The 19,997-nt window shown below is 65.4% G+C and carries 2 protein-coding genes (1 of these 2 running past the window's edge); both read left to right on the top strand.

Features of this window, described 5'->3' with window-relative positions:
* Nucleotides 1-18,141: the 3' portion of an LEPR-XLL domain-containing protein gene (locus tag BLP96_RS06820; protein WP_089684432.1), read on the top strand. 8,484 nt of this gene lie to the left of the window's left edge; 18,141 of the gene's 26,625 nt are visible here — the last part of the coding sequence; its start codon lies beyond the left edge, outside the window; its stop codon occupies nt 18,139-18,141.
* The gene (locus tag BLP96_RS06815) at nt 18,138-19,997 is read left to right on the top strand and encodes a GAF domain-containing protein (protein ID WP_089684430.1); all 1,860 of its coding nucleotides are present in this window, start codon (nt 18,138-18,140) and stop codon (nt 19,995-19,997) included. Before BLP96_RS06820 ends, BLP96_RS06815 begins: the two co-directional genes overlap by 4 nt.

Below are 19,997 nucleotides of genomic sequence, written 5' to 3'. Positions count from 1 at the left end.
GTCATCGAAGCGGACAACGACGTCAGCGTCGCGGCTCGTGACCGCAGTCAGCTACTCAACTTCGCCTTCGGAGTGGCGGGTGCCGGCAAGCTGGCCGGTGGCGCCGCCATCGCTTTCAACTACATCGGTGGCGACCCATCCAATCCCTCGCGCAGCCTGCAGTCCGACGACGGAACCGATACCTCGCAGGACATGCGGACCGTGGACAGTGAACCCACCGGGGCCAACCCCGGCGAAGTGGCGGCAGTCATCGATGGGGCGACGGTGACGGCCGATGCGGATGACGACGGCTCTGGCGACGTGAGCGTCACCGCCAGCGCCGAAAGCACGCTGTTCAACCTTACCGCGGGCGGTGCCGGGGCCGGCAAGGTGGCCCTGGCCGGCTCCATCGGCATCAACTTCGTCAAGCATGACGTCAAGGCGCTGATCGAGGGCGGTGCGGACGTCCACGGGAGCAGTGTGTCGGTGCTCGCCGACGTGGCGCCGATCAGCATCAACGTGGCCGGGGCCGCCAGCGGTGCCGGGGCTGCGGCCATCGCGGGCGCTTCCGCCACCACGGACCTGAACTCCTCGGTCATCGCCCGGATTTCCGGCGCCGATACCAGCGTGACGGCGACTCATGGCGACGTGTCCGTCGAGGCCGAGCTGCGTCGCCTGCATAGCGATTCGATCATCAGCAACGACGACCTGACCCAGGACGGTGACGTGGACGACGAAGACGTTCGGTCGCCGGAAGATGTCGATACCGGTGACGACGAGCTCAGCGCACCGTCGCCCACCGAGGCGGACGATCAGATCTTCAGCTTCGCGCTGAGCGGTTCCGGGGCGGGCAAGGCGGCAGTGGCCGGCGCCCTGTCGCTGAACTGGCTGCGCAGCACTGCCGAGGCGTCGATCGAGGGGGCCACCGTCGAAGCGATGCAAGGGGCGGTGACGGTGGCCGCCCGCGACGACATCGGCATGAGCTCCTTCACCGTGGCGGTGGGCGCGGCTGGGGCCTTCGCGCTCTCCGGCTACATGTCCTACAACTACGTCGGCGGCAACCCCGGCGACAGCGGTGACGACGAGACGAACCGAGTCTCGGCGCGCATCGAAGATGGTGCCGAGGTGACCGCGCAGTCGATCGGCATCGAGGCGACCTCCGATTCGGCGATCTCCAGCTACGTGCTTGGCGCCTCGGTCGCGGGCTTCGCGGCCATCGCCGGCTCCACCTCGCTCAACTTCACCCGCAAGCTCGTCGAGGCCGAGGTCGACGATGCCTCCTTGACGGCCACCAACGGCGATATCGCCATCGAGGCCAATGACACCAGTACCATTCTCTCCGCTGCCGGCCAGGTCTCGGTGGCGGTCAAGGGAGCGGCCGCCGGTCTGACCGTGGCCTACAACGACATCGCCAATACCGTCCGGGCGGGAGCGACCGACGCCTCTCTCGAGACGCAGTCCGAAGGCGACGTGCTGATCGACGCGAATGCGGCCACCAGCGGCCTGACCGTGGTCGCCGGCGTCAGCTACGGCACCTTTGGTTCAGCGGCGGCCAACGCCGTGAGCGCCCTGGTCGGTAACCAGGTCGATGCCTTCATCGACGGTGGCAGCGTTACCGCCGACGGTAACGTGCGCGTGCACGCCGACAGTCAGGATCGTAACCTGATCGTGGTGGGCACCGTCTCCGTGGGCATCGCTGCGGTGGGCGGCAGCGTCGGCGTCAACCTCATGGATACCCATACCGCAGCCTGGGTAGGCGGTGGCGCCAGCGTGACGGCACGCGGCAACGGCGATGCCATGACGGTGCGCAAGAACGGCGACGCCGGCTTCGAGGATGCCTCGCGCAGCGGTGTGGCGGTGCTGGCCACCAGCCAAGCCAGCTTTGACAGCTTCGCCGTCTCGGTGGCGGGCTCCGTGGGCGGTGGCTTGGCCGCCAACGTCACCGTCGATGGCATCGCTGGCTCGACTCGGGCCTACGTCGACCGCGCAGCAGTGAACAGCGATGCCGATGCAGTGGTGCGTGCTCTGCACCGCAGCGTAGGCGACAGTGGCGGTGGTTCCGCCAACATCAGCGGCGGCGCCTCACTGGTTGCCGGGGTCGATACGTCGCTGATGAGCCACCAGACGACGGCCTATGTGCGGGGGCAGGGCGATGAGGATGTCGTCGATGTCTCAGCCGATGGCGACGTCATCATCGAGGCCCAGGCCGATCTGGATCTGACCAGCGTGGTCGTTGGCGTCGGCGGCGGTGCCGTGGGGGCCGCCGGTTCGGCGGGTGCCGTCAAGCTCGATCTCGCGACCCATGCCTATGCAGAAGATGCGCGACTCGAAGCGGGCAACGATATTCGTATCGATGCCGGCAACGAGGTCGAAGCCCGTTTCGTGGTCGGCGCGGTCAGCGTCGGCAGCGTCGCGGCGGGGGCTTCGGTGGCAGTTGGGCTCCTGGACCCGGTCGCCGAGGCCGAGGTACTGGGCAGCCAGTTGACGGCCGGCCGGGATATCGCCGTCAATGCCGAGCAGAAACTGCAAACCGGCATTACCGTGGCGACAGCGTCCATCGGCAGTGCGGCCATCGCCGGTTCGGTGTCGGTGATGACCTCCAATGCCGAGACGACCGCCCATGTCGGCGCCTCGGATGCCGGCCGTGCCAGCGCGCTGGATGCCGGCAACGACGTCGATATCGCGGCGGTGACCCAGACGCGCATGAATCCACGCGACAGCGCGGGCGACTATGCCCAGGCGGTGGGGTCCGCCACGGCGGGTTTCGTCGGAGCCGGGGCCTCGGTGGACGTGATGGTGCTGCGCGAGAATACCGCCGCCACCATCGGAAACGGTACCCGCGTGGAAGCGGATGGCGACATCACCGTCGATGCCGAGCTCACGCGCACCATCAATTCCACGGTCATTGCCTTCGGTCTCGGTGCCGGTGCCGCCTTTAACGGCTCGATTTCGGTGATCAGCCTGGGGTCCGGGCTCACCGAGGCAAACCAGGAAGAGATCGAGGAACTCGATTCGCTACTCGGCGACGCTTTCGGCAACAGTGGCGATTTTGCCATGCCGGGGCAGGACGATGACGTGTCCGAGCCTGAAGACGAGCTCGACGAAGACGAGCAGGCCGAGTTCGAAGAGAATTACGACGAGCCCGACAATCCCGGGGGAGATACCCAGGCCAACCGCCAGCGCAACAATGATGCCCTGACCCGGCTCAGCTTCGATGTGGCACTACCCGAGCAAGACGCCGACGGCCAGACCGTGGGCGATACGGCGGCCACCGTGGGGCGCGACGTCACCCTGGAAGCCGGCGGAGACATCACCGTCGAGGCCGACGAGACGCTGGACTCGTCCACCCTGACCGGGGCCGGAGGAGCCAGCCTGGTCGCTTCGGTGGGGGCATCGCTTTCGGTGCTGGAGCAGAAGGGGGCGGTGACCGCCAGCGTTGGCGCCGGCAGCACGCTGGAAGCCGGCGGCGACATCAGCGTCGATGCCGGTTACGACGGCGATGCTTCCCTGGAATCCTATGGCGGTACCGCGTCGCTGAAATATTCGGTCGCCGGTCAATCCGCCACTCTTCTCGACAGCAGCGAGCAGTTGGCCTATTTGGAAGGCGAAACGGGCAATCGGGATGGCGTGTCCGTCACCCAGGCCGAGACGCTGTCGGTGCTGGCCAACGCCGATCGCGACTACTCGCTCGAAGCGGCCGGTGGTGCCGTGGGACAGATCGCCGTCGGCTTGTCGGTGGCCATCGTCGAGGTGACCGGCGGCACCGAGGCCCATATCGGCCAGGGTGCGACCCTGGGAGACAGGCATGCAGTCGACGATGATCAGAATCTCGATGCCATCGTCGACGAAGTCACGGTATCGGCGTCCTCCGACGACACCATCGATGTGCTGGCCGTGGCGGTCGGCGCCGGCGCGGCCGGGGGTGCCGGCGTCGACATGGAGGTCACGCTCGACAACGCCGTCACGGCTTATCTCGCCAAGGGCAGCAGCACCCTGGCGGGCAGCGTGGCCATCGAAGCCTATCAGACCCCGGAGATCAGTGCCGAAGTGTTTGGCGTCTCCGCCGGTGGCGGTGCCGTCGGCGTTTCCGGCTCCTACGTCACCCTGGCTGCCGATATCGAGGCCTGGCTGGGCACCCCGGATGGCAATGCCGAGGGGCTTTCGCTGACCGCAGAGCAGTTGCGTGTCGAGGCTTCACTCAAGCGGCCCGACGGCGGCAATGGCGATACCGTTCACGCCGAGGCAACCGGCATCAGTGGTGCCGTGCTGGGCGTGGATGCCTCTTTCCTGAGGCTCACCGATACCACCCGTGCCATCGCCACCATCGGGGCCTCCGCGTCCGTGACGCTGATGGCCCTGCCGGCCTATCAGCAACAGCGCCTGAAGGCGTTGCAGGATCGGCTCAGCGATGACACCTATGCCGACGATGACCTTTGGGGCGATTGGGACGTTCCCGACGATCCGGCCGATTCGCTGACCGTGGACGACCTGCCCGCGCCGACGGTCCGGCTCAGCGTCGAGGCTAGCCAGGCGAGCCGCCTGGTTGGTGATCTCGGCAGCTATGCCGGCGGCGGGGTGGCCGTGGGCATGGCCCTGGCCAGCCTCGATCAGCGTACCGAGACCGAGGCGCGTGTCGATGATGGTGCCGAGGTCGAGGTCTTTGGCGCCGAGGCGGCCAATGACGCTTCCGGCTCCCCGGTGTCCGTCGTAGCCTTGACCGAACAAGTCTCGCGCCTGCACACCGAGGCCATTGCCGGCGGCCTGGGCGCCGGCGCCGGGGTGGAAGTGGAACTCGTCAGCGATGGCAGCGTACTTACCGAGGTGGGTGACGAGGCACGCCTCAACGTCTTCGCCAGCGATGCCACCCTGACGCTGACGGCGACCCAGACCCTGGACGTCGACGGTACTCTGCGTGCCGTGGCCGGCGGGGTGATCGCCGGTGCTGGTGCCAACGCGGATTACTTCCTGTCGCCGGATACGCAGGTGACGATCGGCGCTGGCGCTGATCTGGATGCCGGCGCCATCAGCGCCAAGGCCACCTCCAACGTGCTGAAGACGGCGGTGGCCGGCGCCGGCGACTACAACAGCGATGGCGAGGTCTACGGCCTGGCCGCGGGCGGCGGTGCCGGCACGCTGATGACCGTCGAAACCACCACCCGCGTCGAGGTGGGGGAAGATGCTACCCTCACCGCGCGGACGGACACCGGCAGCGGCGATATCAACCTGCGCGCCTTCAACGACATCGACGTGCGCGATCAGGGCAGCCTGATCGCCGGTGGCCTGCTCAGCGGCGGTGGCATGAATACCGAGATCGATGCCGATGCCGTCACGGCAACGGTCTCCGTTGGCGACGGCAGCAACGTCACCGCTCACGGCGATCTCTACCTGGCAGCCAATACCCAGGCCAACCTGGCGGCGGTCATCTACATCGATTCCTATGCCGGGGTGTCGGTCAGTGTGGGCACCTCGAGCGCCAGTATTTCACCCCTCAACCAGGTGCAACTCAACGGCGCCAGCGTCACGGCGCTGGACACCGCCTGGCTGATGGCCGGGCGCAACAGCAGCCAGATCAGCGACGAATACCGTGTGGTAGCCACGGTCGACACCTTCTCGACCAGTGCGCTGCCGATCGATGACGTCGATGCGACGGCCACCCTGCATCGAGACAATCGCATCCATGTGGATGCCGATTCGGAGGTGTTGACCCGTGGCGACATCAATCTGCTGGCGGAAGACTTCGACGGCGCCGCCATGCTGGCCCGGGCCAAGGCGGTCAACTGGGTGAATGCCGCGGCGGGTGCCATCGATGCCGCCCTGGGCGGCGGCGGTACCGAGAATACCGGCGGCACGGCGGATGCCGAGTCGACCGGGAGCGTGACCGTCGACGGCCACCTGGAGACGGGGCTGGACCGCAACCAGCGGCTGGTGATCGATCTTGCCGATGGGGTATCGCTCGATGAGATCGACGAGGGCAACCTGCCGCTTGATGAGCTGTTCGAAGCCGTCGACGGCTTCGATGACATCGGCTTTAGCCTGCGCATCGGCGGCGTCGATACGGAGCTCTTCGATGACCTGAAGGAGGCCAAGGATCGTCTCGAGAACTACCTGGGCGTCGGGTCCGACCGCGTGATCGAGGAATTCCGTGCCGAGGTCGAGCGTCTCGAACAGAGGCTGATCGACCAAGGGCTGGCCGAAGAGGTCGACGGGGAGACCGTCCTGCTCAATCCCGACATCGTCGAAATCGTGCTCGACGATATCGACGCCACCGCAGGGCGCATCGACGTGCGGGCCGATCACCTGGTCGGCAGCGGCGACTTGGTCTCGCCCAAGGGCTCCAACGTTACCGTCGTCAACAAGACGCCGGGCTGGATCGTGGTCAACGACATCACCATTCCCGAGACTCTGGGCGGACTCTACTTCAACGGCGTGGAGATGGCTTCCGATGACACCATCGTCGAGGCCAATATCGCCACGTCGGCCGGCCAGGCCCCGAACTTCGGCTACTCCGGCGACCCGGACGCCAACCCAACGCCCACCGTCACCATCGTCAATACCTATGCCAACGTGCCCGATTCGGAACACGAGGCCGAGATTCGCGAGGCGCTGGGCGTCGGCGAGGGGTTCGAGCTGGTCATCGACGCGTTCGATCGCGATGCGGTGATGTCCAGCGTCAAGATTCAGGGCAACGTCTATGCGCCGCTGGCCGATGCGCTGATTCTGGCCGGCAAGGACTTCGTGCTGGACAACGACGCCGAGTCGATCCTCGATGGCGATGGCGCCTCCATGGTGCTGGGCAGCCTGGATCTGGCGGCGGAAGACACCATCGAGATCAGTGGCGCGAGCCGCCATACCCTGGGCGAACTGCCCTACAAGACCATTCGGGAGTTCACCGAAGGCTGGACGGCACCGGCCGGCATGGAAACCTTCGACACGTCCGACATGCCTGACTGGCTGGCGGACTTCTTCGAGAAGATCAACGAGCGCATCGAGGAGAACGATCGCACCGACGAGATGTTCGAGGCGCTGGAGGACATGTCGCGCGGCGATCTCACCGTGGCGCGCACCATCAACATCGAAGCGGATCTGATCAACCTCAACGGACGCATCGAGAGCGGCGTCGATCATTTCGACGTGACCATCACCAGCGACGATGCCGATATCATCCGTCGCAACCTGGCCCGGGGCGAATCCAGCGCCTTCCGGCTCAAGGATGCCTCCCAGCGCAGCGGCCTGGATATCGGCTTCAATCCGGAAACCCTGCAGATCGAGCTCACCGATGCCGTGGTGGGAGGCGGCGATGTCACCATCGACGGGCGGCTGATCAACACGGGCACGGGGGAAATCGACGTCATGGCCGGTTACGGCTCGATCGACGTCGACAATCAGACTGCCTATGCCCTCTCGCTGGCGGATCTCAACGTGGAGAACCCCGGTGACGGCAGCCTTACGCTGATCGATCGCTACCGCGATTCGGGGGACGTCATCAGCAAGCTGGAAGTCTCCCGCCAAGAGGACGGTAACTTCCGGGTCGAGCAGGATGGCAGCGAGTCGATCTATACCCTGAGTCAGATGCTCGGCAACGAGGCCATCAACGACGACGGAGACACGCTGGATCTGGAGTTCCTGCCCAAGGCCAATACCCGCTATGCCTTCGAGGTACTGCAGGTCGAGGAAACCCGCAAGAAATACGTCATCAGTACGTCGGAGTGGGCAGGCATCGACGCCCTGGCGTCGGATCCGCCGGACGACTACGAGTCGTCAACCCAAACCCTCTCCAAGAAGTTGCTGCCCGAAGGAGAGAGCGACAAGGGTTATATCTACCTGGGGGATGACGACCAGAACGATTACCAGTACCGCAGCGAGACCACCGACGAAGACGACTTTCCCGACGATGGCGGCGATGGGGTACGCTACGTTGGCGACCCGGACAGCGATGACGAGGACGTTCGAAAACAAGCCATCAAGCTGAGCGACGACGAGTACGTCGACGAAGGCTATTACTACACCTCCGGCCTCGAAGAGGTGGACTCCACCTGGTACGGCAAGAAGACCTACGAGCTGGAGCTCACCAGCCGGACCATCGAGTCGATTCGTCACACCCACGACATCGCGGCGGACAACGCCGTCGGCATCGACTTCTTCGGCCGCGAACAGGGCAGCATCACGGTCAGTTCCGTGGGCGACATCGTCCTGGACGGCGATGTGGCCGCCGGCGCTACGGGCAGCGTGACGCTGGAGAGCACCCAGGGGCGCATCGTCAACGGTGCCGACGATACGCCATCGGTGAGCGGTGCCGAAATCGATCTGGATGCCGCTAGCGGCATCGGGCACGTGTCGGCCGACGAGCCGTCGCCGGTGGTGGTCGAGATGCTCGATCCTGCCGACGATACGGACTTCCGCGGCTCCTTGAGCGCCACCAGTGACAGCGGCGACATTCTGCTCCACGGCAATGGTTCGCTGACCATCGATCAGGTCGTGGCCAATCGCGGCGACGTCGAACTCTCGGTGGTTCGTTCGCTGCAGGGCGATGACGACGACTCGCTGGTTGCCGGCCAGGCGATCACCCTCAGCGCCGGCAGCGACATCGGCAGCCAGGAACAACGCCTGCGCCTGGACACCAGCCATCGCGACGCCAGCGCCACCGAGGTGCAGCGCGCCAACGACGTGCTGGTCATCGACAATGGCCAAGGTGGCGGCGATGTCTTCATCGAGGAAATCGACGGCCATCTGCGCGTCGACAGCATCGAAACCGCCGGCGATGTCACGGTGCACGTGACCACCGGGGATCTGCTCGACGTCAATGCCACCGCCGAGCGCGACGAGCGGACCTACGAAGAGCTCAAGGATGGTGTCTGGGCGGCATTGTCGCTGACCGATGGCACGCGCCAGGAAGAGGCCATCGAGCGCAAGGAGAATCGCCGTACCGGTGAATATGAAGAGTATTGGCGAGTTCGCCTCGATCAGTCCGATGACCGTCTCGGCGAGTTGGAGCACGGTCAGCGCTACCAGTTCCGAGAAGTTGGCGAGCATGCCGTGCTGGTCGTGCTCGACGAAGACGGCGAACTCGTTCGGGCTGCCGACCTGGCGCCGAGCGGAGACGAGGGTGCGGAACATCGTTTGTATACCGGGCATGCGAGCTACCAGACGCTGGCTCGCGATGCACTGGAATCGGTGGACACGCTGGATCTCGACGACCTTGGAGATGCCGACCTGGCTGCGGCGCTGGAGGTATTGGCCAGCAATGGCGGCCATGTCATCAAGCGCGATGAACTGGCGCTGAGCGATGGAGCGGAGGTGACCTATCGGCGTTGGGTGGCTTACGACCCCGACACCAGCTTCCGCTTTAGCGAGTCACGGCGCACTGCCTATGCGGAACAAGGGATGGGCGAGGAGGAAATCGAAACCCTCGAAACGACACGTACCGAACGCTATCACGAGTTGCACGACAATTATGCCGGTGAGACCGATGTGTACCGCCAGGATCACGTCGTCGAGCTGAGCGATGAGGAACGCGAAGACACCATCGGCAACATCAAGGTCTGGACGGAGAAGCAGCTGCTGAGCCTGGTGGGCGAGGGACTGCTCAAGGAGACCACCGATACTCAGGTGGAGATCGAGGAGCCCAACATCGACGCCGGTGGGGCGATCACCATCGTGACCCAGTCCGGCAGCGTCGGCTCCGTGGATGGCTACGAGGTCATTTCTCTGGATGGCGGCGAGAACGCCTTCCAGGGCCTCACCGACGATCAGCGGGTGATGCTCTCCGCTGCGGAGCGCAACGACATCACCTACATCGAGGGCGGCCTGCTCGACACCGAAGTGGATTTTCGGGTCGAAAGTCTGGGCGACGATGGCAACCGCCTGATCGCCACCTTCACGGGCGATGGCGACTGGAACGACAGCGGCTTCGAGATAGGCGACACCCTTTATCTCAACGGCGAAGAAACCCTCAATTACACCGAGAACGGCCGCTATCTGACCATCGAGTCGATCGATGGGCGCGAACTGGCCATGTCCACCGAGGCCGACGTTCAAGCCGAGACGGGGCAGTCCATCCAGCTCGGCAAGGTATTGCTGGATCCCCTGGGTGCCGGTGACGATGTCGACCTTACGCACATCGTCATCGACCAGCGCGAGGACGTGAACGTCGCGCAGCGCGACGCGTCGTCCGGCATCAGCGTGGATGCCGCCGAGGCGCTCTACCTGGGTTCGGAAGATGACCTGGTGTTGAGCCATATTCGTGCCGGTGCCGACCTGCGCATCAAGGTGGGTGGCGGCATCGTGGCCGACGGAGCGGTCATCGAGGCGACGGATGCCATTCTCGAGGCAGCCACGGGTGGCATCGGCACTCGGGCCAACCCGATCGAACTGCGCCTGGGCAGCGACGGCGACGGCCTGATCACGGCCCGGGCCCAGGAGAGCATTCACCTGGAAACCGTCGACGGTCGGGATATCACTGTCGCGTCGCTCTACTCGGAGCGTGGCGACGTGGTACTCGATTCCGCTGGCGACATCCGCGACGGCCTCGCCCACGACCTGCTCAAGGTGCTGGCCGACACCATCACCCTGACCGCCGCTGGCGGCATCGGCGACCTCGCCGCAGGCGACGCCCTCGAAGTCGAAGCGCGCGAGCGGGTCGACGCCACGGCCCATGGCGGCGACATCAGCCTCGACTCGCCCGACAACGACCTGCGGGTGGGGCATGTGCAGACCGATGGCGACGTGCGGTTGGCGGCGCTCTCGTCGATTCTCGGTACCAACGGCGAGGACGACCTGCTGGCGTCCAACGTTACCGCGCACGACCTGTTGCTGGTCACCACCGTGGGTGGCGTGGGCAGCGTCGACCGTGATCTGGTCACCGATACCAGCGGTCGTCTGGACATCGACAGCAACGACTCGCTCTATCTCACGGAACTGAGCGATTCGCTGGGCCTGGGCACCGTGTCGGCGGGTGGCGGCACCGCCAGCGGCAACAACCTGGCCTTCATCACCGCCCTGGGCGCCATTCGCAACGCGCTGGAGGCCGACGAGGACTTCAACCTGCTGTCGGCCAACGTACATCTCATTGCCTCCGGCAATGTCGGTGAGCGGAACGACGTCATCACCGCCAAGATCGGCCAGCTGGAGGGCCGCTCCACCGAGGGCAGCGTTTTCTTCGACAACAGCGGCGAACTGCGCGTCAGCGCCAGCGGGCTGAATGCCGCCGGTGACATCGAGCTGACCACCAACAGCCCGGTGATCGTCGAGGAGGACATGTCGAGCGAGACCGGGAACATCGTCCTCACCGCCAAGGAAAACCCGCATGGGCCGAACGACAACGGCGATACCGTCACCTTCACCAATGGGGCGACGGTCGACGCTGCCGAGGATCTGCTCATCCATGCCGCCGACGGCGTGATCGTCGACGATGCCGACGTCACGATCCTTGCGGGGCGCGACATTCTCGCCGAGATCGAACTTCCCTCCTCGGTGGGCGATGCGTCGAACCTGGACGACGTCACGGCCACCAGCGAGCTGCAGGGCTCCTGGACAGCCGGCGATCGCTTCCGCGTCGACATGAGCGACGAGGCGCAGAAGTTCACCGTCGTCGATGGAGCCGACATCGAAGCGAACGAGATCGTCATCGATGCCGGCGACGGCGACAATCGGCTGACGCTGGATGGCAGCCTCGAGTCACGAGACCGTGGCATCGAGATTCGTACCGGCACCGGCGACGATACGCTGGAACTGGACGGTGCAGGCATTGCCCAGTCAGGCGACATCGACGTTCTCACCGGTGACGGTAGCGATCACCTGGTGCTGGGTGGTCAGCTCACTGCGCGGACGGGTGATATCAACGTCCTTTCCGGAGCGGGCCGCGACGACCTGACGTTGATCGGCAGTCTCACCGCCGAGTCGAGCAATATCGGGATTCACACCGGCAGTGGCGACGACAGGCTCGAACTGGGCGGCACGCTGGCCGCCGAAGCCGGCGAGATCTTCATTCGCACCCAAGGCGACTCCGATACCTTGACGGCCACCGGCTCCATGGTGGCGACGCGTATCGCCATCGATGGCGGTGGCGGAGACGACGACCTCGGCCTGGCCGCCGAATCGATCGAGGGCGAGCTGCATCTGCTGGGCGGTGAAGGCGACGACTTCCTGGAAGTCGTCGAACTCAACGACCGCGAGACGCGGCTCTACATGGATGGCGAGGCCGGCAGCGATCGCTACCGGATCGTCACCCGCGACCAGGCGGGTGCAGACGACAACGGCAACTACCGCATCACGGTCAGTGACAGCGGCCCGTTGAATCGGGGAACCGACGACCTGGTGATCGAGGGCCGCGGTGTCGACGGCGGCGAAGGAGAGGGCTTCGATGACTTGTTCCTGATTCGTCGCAACTTCATCGCTCGCCTCGATGGCAATGTCGATACCGGCGTCATGGGTGATGACGTGGAGCGCATCGACTACGACGATTCGCTCAACTCGCGGATTCGCATCAATGGCTACGGCGGCGACGATGCCTTCATCGTCGACGATACCGCGACGCTGATGACGCTGGACGGTGGCGACGGCGACGATCGCTTTCAGGTCGGGCAGGTATTCGCCGAGAATCCCAGCGACCCCGATCGGCTCGAAGACGGTGTCTACCAGAACTCCGGCGTGCGCGAAGAGGATCGCATCGAGACCAATCGCGTGACCCAGGGCTGGCTGAGCACCGGCAACCGCGAGTCGATGGTGATCTACGGCGGCGATGGCGAAGACGAATTCGTCGTCTACAGCAACAAGGGTCTGCTGCGCATGGAGGGCGAAGCGGGCAACGACAACTTCGTGGTGCGCGCCTTCGTCACCGAGAGCGACATCGAGGTGCGCGGTGGTGCCGATGACGACAACATCGAGTACAACATCAACGCGCCGGTGGATATCGACGGGGGCAGCGGCTACAACACCCTGACGGTGCTGGGCACCGAGGTGGGCGACAACTTCGTCATCACCGAGGACGGCGTCTTCGGTGCCGGGCTGAACATCGGCTTCGCCAACATCGAGAAGGTGGAAGTGGATGCGCTGGAAGGCGACGACACCTTCTTCGTGCTCTCCACGGCCTTCGATGTGACCACCGAATTGATCGGCGGTCTGGGCAGCGACAGCTTCATCATCGGCGGCGACGTGACCGGCCGTGTGGTCAGTCAGGATGCCGAGGGTACCAGCAGCCTGATCACCCATGGTCTGTTCAGCGATGACGAGGCCTATGCCGCATTGCTGGGTGGCGGTGTCCCGGTCAGCGTGGCGACGCCCGACCAGGGGGCCGTATCCATCGATCAGGGCGACGGTACCGTCCTGCTGGAAGGCAGCGACGCAGGCAGCTACTGGCTCGACCTGGCACTCCCCGAGAGTGACGACATCGCCGACGGTACCCTGGTCAGTCTGACGGTCTCCGCGGCACTTTCCTCCACTCAGGACCGCCTCAACGCCCAGCGTCGCGTGGGCAACGGTGATCCGGCGACGGTGCTGCTCTCTGCGGATGGCGAGAATTTCCAGCGCGCCCTCAACGTGGACTTCGTCTACGACGCCGAGCACGGCTGGACGCAGAAGCAGGAGATTCACGTTCAGGCCCCCGAGGATGGCGTCATCGAGGGCACGCGCCAAGTCACGATCAGTCACATGGCGCGAGTACAGGCTCCCGACGGCGAGGAGACGCCGGAGGCGCTGGCCGCGATCGAGAGCCAGCCCATCGCCAATGCCATGATCACGGTGTTCGACCGTGACCAGGGGGACATCTTCCTCGACGTGCCGGGCGAGCGGCTCGACCTCATCGAGGGTGACGCCACCACCGGGCAGGCGCAGCGCTTCGAGTTCTCGCTGTCGACGCCGCCGAAGCCGGGTGAAGAGATCACCGTGACGCTCAGTTACCCGACGGATCAGTTGGAGGTCGATCAGGAGACTTTCACTTTCACCGAGGACGACTGGGATGAGCTGCGTAGCGTACTGGTCAGCGCCGTTGCCGACGGCGAGACCGAGAATCGCCTGGACACGCAGATCGACTTCGAGATCGCCAGCAGTCTCGACGCCGGCGATTCGGTCTATGACGATGCGGAGCCGGGGAGTGCCCGCGTTGCCGTGTACGACGGCGACAGTGCCGGTCTGGTGATCGAGCAGAGTGGCCAGGGCACGACAGTGGGAGCCGATGGAACGACCGACAGCTATCATTTGCGACTCACCAAGGCGCCCGATGGCGATGTCACCGTTCACGTCAACAGCGATGGCTATACCGACGTCCAGATTGGGGGCGAGGTCTTCCTCGACGAAGTGCTCGGCGAGGACGAGGCCTTCGCGGTGGCGGTGAAGTCTGCCGAACATGCCGGTTCGCGCCTGGTGTTGAACGATGGTGAGTGGAGCGAGCTCGGCGTTCGTGTGGGCATGCTGCTCGACATCGATGGGCAGGGCGGTTTGTTCAAGGTCAACGACCTGGATGGCGACGAGCTGCACCTCACTGCCGATCACGTCTTCGACGAGACGGTCGGCAGCTTGACCGTCAACCGCGTCCAGGCGCCTGCGGTCACCTTCACCGCCGACGACTGGTACGACAAGGTCGAGGTGACGCTGGCCTACGATCCCGACTACGTGGCGGCCGAGGGCAGCGAGTTCGACAAGGTCTTCGCTCCACGGGAACACATCCTCGATCGCATCCGTGGCCCGCTGATCCTAGAGGGCGGCACCAGCGACACCGACCGCTCGCTGTCCGACGCGATCATGCTGCCGACCGAGGATGCCGGGGAATTGAGCGATGAGGCGCGCGGCATCGTCACCGGTGAGGTGGAGATGACCGACACCGACGAAGTCATCTTCTATGGAGATGCCAGCGTGGCCGATCTCGAGGGCGAACTGACGGCCACGACCCTGACCGGCCTGGGCATGGAGGAAGGTTCGCTCGAGCAGGACGATGGCTACGGTGGCACCGTCGTGACGGAGCGTGGTGTGACCTACCATGGTTTCGAGGTGGTCGACCTGCGCCTCGGCAGCGGCAACGACGAACTGGCCATCGACGCCGATCCGGTTCGCTTCCAGGGTGAAGTGACTCTCGAGTCCTGGGACGAAGGCGAGAGCGTTCTGCAGAGGATGGATGCCGAAAGCTGGTACGACCACGGGTTCCGCCGTGGCGACAGCGTGCTCATCGACGGCGAGCGGTTCACCATTCGCGATCTCGTCGAGAACGGTCGTGGACTGGTGCTCACCGCTACGCTTGACGAACTGGGCTTCGTCGATCCGCTCGATGTCGATCTGATTCGCGAGATGCCGCTCACCGTGGTGCACGGAGGAGGCAACCGCAGCGAGCATGGCGAGCGTGGCGGCGACACCATCGCGGTTTCCGGCGGCTACGCTGCCCAGATGCCGCTGGTCGTGTTCGGCGACACCTCGCGCAGCGGCGAGCCCTACAGCGCTGAAGGCGGCTACAACACGGCGTTGTCGCAGCGCTTCACGGAGTTTGGCAACAACACTCTGGATGCGTCCGAGGCCATCGGTGGCGTCACCCTGGTCGGCGGTGCCGGTAACGACACCTTGATCGGCGGCGCGGGCAACGACCAGCTGTTCGGCGGCGGCGGTGACGATACCCTCGATGCCAGCGCCGGAGGAAACAACCACCTGTATGGTGACGGAGGGGTGGACATCGCTACCTCGGTGCGCCTGGATCTGGCCGAGGCCGTCCTGTCTCTCCATCGGTCGACGGGCGACGTGGAACTTCCCACCGGCGATCGCCTGGTCGTCGGCGATGACACTCTGATCGGCGGTGACGGCGAAGACATCCTGCTTGGCGATCACGGCGAGATCGCGCTCGAATCGCGCGAGGGGGCGGCCGATCTTCGCCTGCTCGACAGCCGGCGAGTGGTTGCCGTGCGCAGTGCCGATGTCGCATCCGCGGGCGACGATACGCTCTCCGGCGGTCGTGGCGACGACATCCTAATAGGCGGCGGCGGTAGCGATGCACTCTACGGTCGTGCGCAGGCTCAGGCCGACGATGCCGGCACGGACGTGCTGGTCGGCGACATGGCCGAACTGCATTGGATCGATGGCGTGCTTCGCGAGCTGACCGCCTTGCCCCATGAAGCGGGAGGCAACGACCGGCTGAACGGCGGTGACGGTGATGGCGTCATGCTCGCTGGCGAGGGCGACGACGTGCTGTCGGCCGGACCGAATGCTACCCGTACCGTTGCCATCGGTGATCATGCCGAGCTGCGCTGGAGCGCTTCGGGCGTGCTCGAACGCCTGGCCAGCATCGCTACGGCCACCGGCGGTCATGACAGCATGACGGTTGGCGGAGGCGATGTGGTCTGGGTCGGCGGTGCCGGCAACGACGAGCTCAGGGTTCGGGATGCCGCCGATTCGAGTCGTCATGCCCTGTTCGGCGACAACGTCGAGCTGGGCTGGACCGATGATGGCGTGATCGTCGAGGCCACCTCGATAGCGCCCGATCAGGGAGGCGATGACCGGATCGAGACCAATGCCGGCGAGGCGGTGGTGATTGCCGGTGCAGGCGACGATACCGTCACCCTGGGCGATCAGGATGGCTGGGTGCTGGCTGACCATGGGCGTTTCGCTTGGCGCACCGATGGAACTCTGCGGGAAGCTCTCTCCACCGACCTCGGCGCCGGGGGCGATGATCGAGTCGAGACGGGACACGGCAGCAACCTCGTGATCGCGGGCGACGGTCGGGATACGATCGTCAGTGGCAACGGCCGCGATGTCATCGCTGGGGATCATGCCCGTGTCCGTGTCGACGAGAGAGGGCAAGTCCGCGAGTTCATTTCGCAGGGCTTTGCCATCGGTGGCAGTGACGTGATACTGAGCGGTGCCGGCGACGATTGGGTCATTGGCGGCACCGGCGGTGACGAGATCGCACTGACCGCCGGCGACAACGTCGTGCTGGGCGACAATGGGCGCATCCTTGCCGTCGATGGCGTGCGCTCGCTCGCCGAAAGCCTCGATACGCGCGCCGCCACAGGGGGGAGCGACTATATCGAGACGGGCCTGGGCGATGACCAGGTCATTGCCGGTGTGGGCAGCGACGAGACTGACAACTCCGGCGGTGAATCCATCGCCATCGGCGACGACGGTCGCATCCAAAGCGATGCTCAGGGACGCTATGTGGTCGTAGAGACCGGCAATCCATCGCTCGGCGGAGCGGATCGCCTCTTGGGTGGTCATGACCGCGACCTGCTGTTCGGCGGTGCCGGTGGCGACCGGCTCGAAGGTGGCGATGGCAAGGACATCCTGTTCGGCGATTTCGGCAAGATCAGCCGCATGAGCGGCATGCTGACCGTGGCCGCAACCAGCCTCTTCGAAGGCGGTGACGATGCCATCTACACCGGTCGCGGTGGCGACATCGCCATCGGCGGTGCGGGCGGTGACGGTTTCTCCGCCAACTTCAGCGAAGACTACGTGGTCGGCGATTATGGCCGCTTCCGCTTTGCCATCGAGCCACCCGCCGAGACCGAACGCTTCGTGTCGCTGGTCACCTTGGCGCAAGGCCGTCTCGATCTGCTGCGCTCCTCTCAGGAATCGCTCTACAGCCGGGACGCCGAGGATAGCGCCAACAACGAAGAGGGCGACGACGTGCAGGCCCCGCTGTGGCTGCTGGGTGCTGCTGGCGGTGGCAACGCCGAACGCTATGGCGGTCTGGGGGGTGCTCCCGGGTTGGCCGATTCGGGCATCCAGCGCATGCAGACACTGATTGCCGAATGGCAACAGCGTGAAGGACGCTCCTTGCGCGGCACCATTGCCTCTCAGGTGGCTGCCGATGTGAGCGGTCTGGATCGCCTGTTGCAGGACAATCCTCCAGCGGGTGGAACGGCGGCCACGACCGGCGGAGAACCCACGAACGAGGCGACCGAAACCAGTGAGACTCCCGCCGTCGATGGTGAGTCATCGGCCGGGGAGGAGGCGCCGGCCGCCGAGGATGAGGTGCCGTCCGCGGATGTCTCCGATGCCCATGAGCTGATCGAGCAAAGTGGGCTGGAGATGCCAGAAGAGTGGCTTGCCACCTTGAGTGCCAGCCTTGGATGGGGCCTGGTCAAGACCCGCGCGGGCGGTTCGGCATCGGCCGATGGACGCCTCGAGGCGCTGCGTCGCGAGTGTGCGGCCCGCGACTGGCAGCGCTTGAGTGATGACGAGGAGTCGCCATGACCGCCAGTGCCGGTCACCTGGATGCTACGCAGGACTCGGTGTCGGAATCCACCGTCGATATTCAGGCCTGGCTGTCCAGATGCGGCCAGCGCCTGACCAATGCGCACCCAGCGGTGTCACTCGATGAAGGCATCGTGTTATGGCATCGGGCCGAGGGCTGGTTGCCGGTGGCGCTGTGGCCGGCCAACGCCGACGGCGTATCCTTGCTCGACCTGGCCGGACAGGTTCGCGAGGCGGGCAGGGGGCTGGTGTCTCCCTTGGCGTCGGGTGGCGTGGCCATCGGCTATCCGGTTCGCGACTCGGGCGAAAGGTCGGATGACGCCCTGGTCGGCGCAGTGGCGTTTCGTGTCACGGCAGTTCGGGCCGCGAATGCCACGCCGGACGAGCATGATCTGATGCCCCTGATGCAGCATCTCGAGGATGCCGTCGCCACTCTCGAGCGCGATATTCTCGTCGGGCAGGCGACCCGTATGCGCACCCGCCATGCGCGACTCGGCGAACATCTCACCTTGCTGGCATCGATGCTCGAGCAGCCTGGCTTCGATGCGGCGGCCATGCAGCTCACCACTCGGTTGGCAATCGCGTTGGATGCCGAGCGGGTAAGTCTTGGGTGGCGACGCGGTAGCCGGACTCGCCTGCGGCAGATCTCGCACAGTGCGCGCTTCAATCGCAAGATGAATCGCATCCGCGCCACCGAGGCCGCCATGGACGAAGCCCTCGATCAGCGGCGCCCCGTGTGGTGGCCGCTATCCGCGTCGACGGAGCGCGAGGTCTCGACCCCTGTCAATCGAGCTCATGGTTCGCTTTGCGAGATGACGGACGTGCCTCATGCCCTGAGCGTACCCTGCCTGGATGAGGGCAGGCCACGTGGCGCAGTGACCATCGAGCGTGAGCGTCCCTTCGATGCTGAGGAAGTCGAGGCATTGCAGGGCCTGATGGCGCTGTGTACGCGGGCATTGGAAGAGAAACGTCGCAATGATCGCCCCTTGCCGGTCAAGATGCTGGCGGCGCTGGGCGAGCAGAGCGGCAGACTGCTGGGGGCCGGACATCTTGGCTACAAGTTGTCGGCGCTGGTGCTGGTGGCCATCGTGGCTTTCGCCTACCTGGCCACTGGGACGGAGCATGTCTCGGCCGATGCCGTCCTGAAGAGCGAGGTGCAGCGGGTCGTGGCGGCTCCCTTCCAGGGCTACATCGAGGAGGCGCGCGTGCGTGCCGGCGACGAAGTGCAACAGGGAGACCTTCTGGCCATCATGGATACCCGCGACCTGCGCCTACAGCAGCTCCAGGCACAGAGCGAGCTTGCCAAGCTGGCGAGCGAGGCTCAGGAGCTGCGCGCCGAGGGTGAGCGAGCCTCGCTCAATGTGATCGACGCGCAGCGCCAGCAGGTCGAGGCCGAGCTGCAGCTGATCCAGTCGCGGCTCGAGCGCGCCAATCTGCGCGCTCCCTACGACGGCGTAGTCGTTGGCGGCGACCTCACGCAGCGTTTGGGCAGTGCGGTCGAGGCAGGCGAGGAGCTGTTTCGCGTCGCGCCGCAAGGCGGCCATCGGATCGAGCTGGAAGTGAACGAAGCGCGAATCGGCGATATTGCACCTGGGCAGCAGGGCGAACTCGTTCTTTCGGCAATGACCGACGTGCCCATCGACTTCGAAATCACCCGAGTCACCCCTCAGACACGGCGGCGAGAGGGCAGCAACCGTTTCGTCGTCGAGGCACGGCTCGAGGAGTCGCCGCCGGCGTTGCGCCCCGGCATGGAGGGCGTCGGCAAGGTCGAGATGGGCGAAGCGCGGCTGATCGCTATCTGGACGCGGGAACTGGTCGACTGGTTGCGCCTCAACGTCTGGCGATGGTGGGGCTGA

Origin of the sequence: Billgrantia gudaonensis, assembly GCF_900100195.1 — a bacterium.
In the GTDB taxonomy this organism is placed as follows: domain Bacteria; phylum Pseudomonadota; class Gammaproteobacteria; order Pseudomonadales; family Halomonadaceae; genus Halomonas; species Halomonas gudaonensis.
This window is presented reverse-complemented; position numbering and strand designations above follow the sequence as displayed.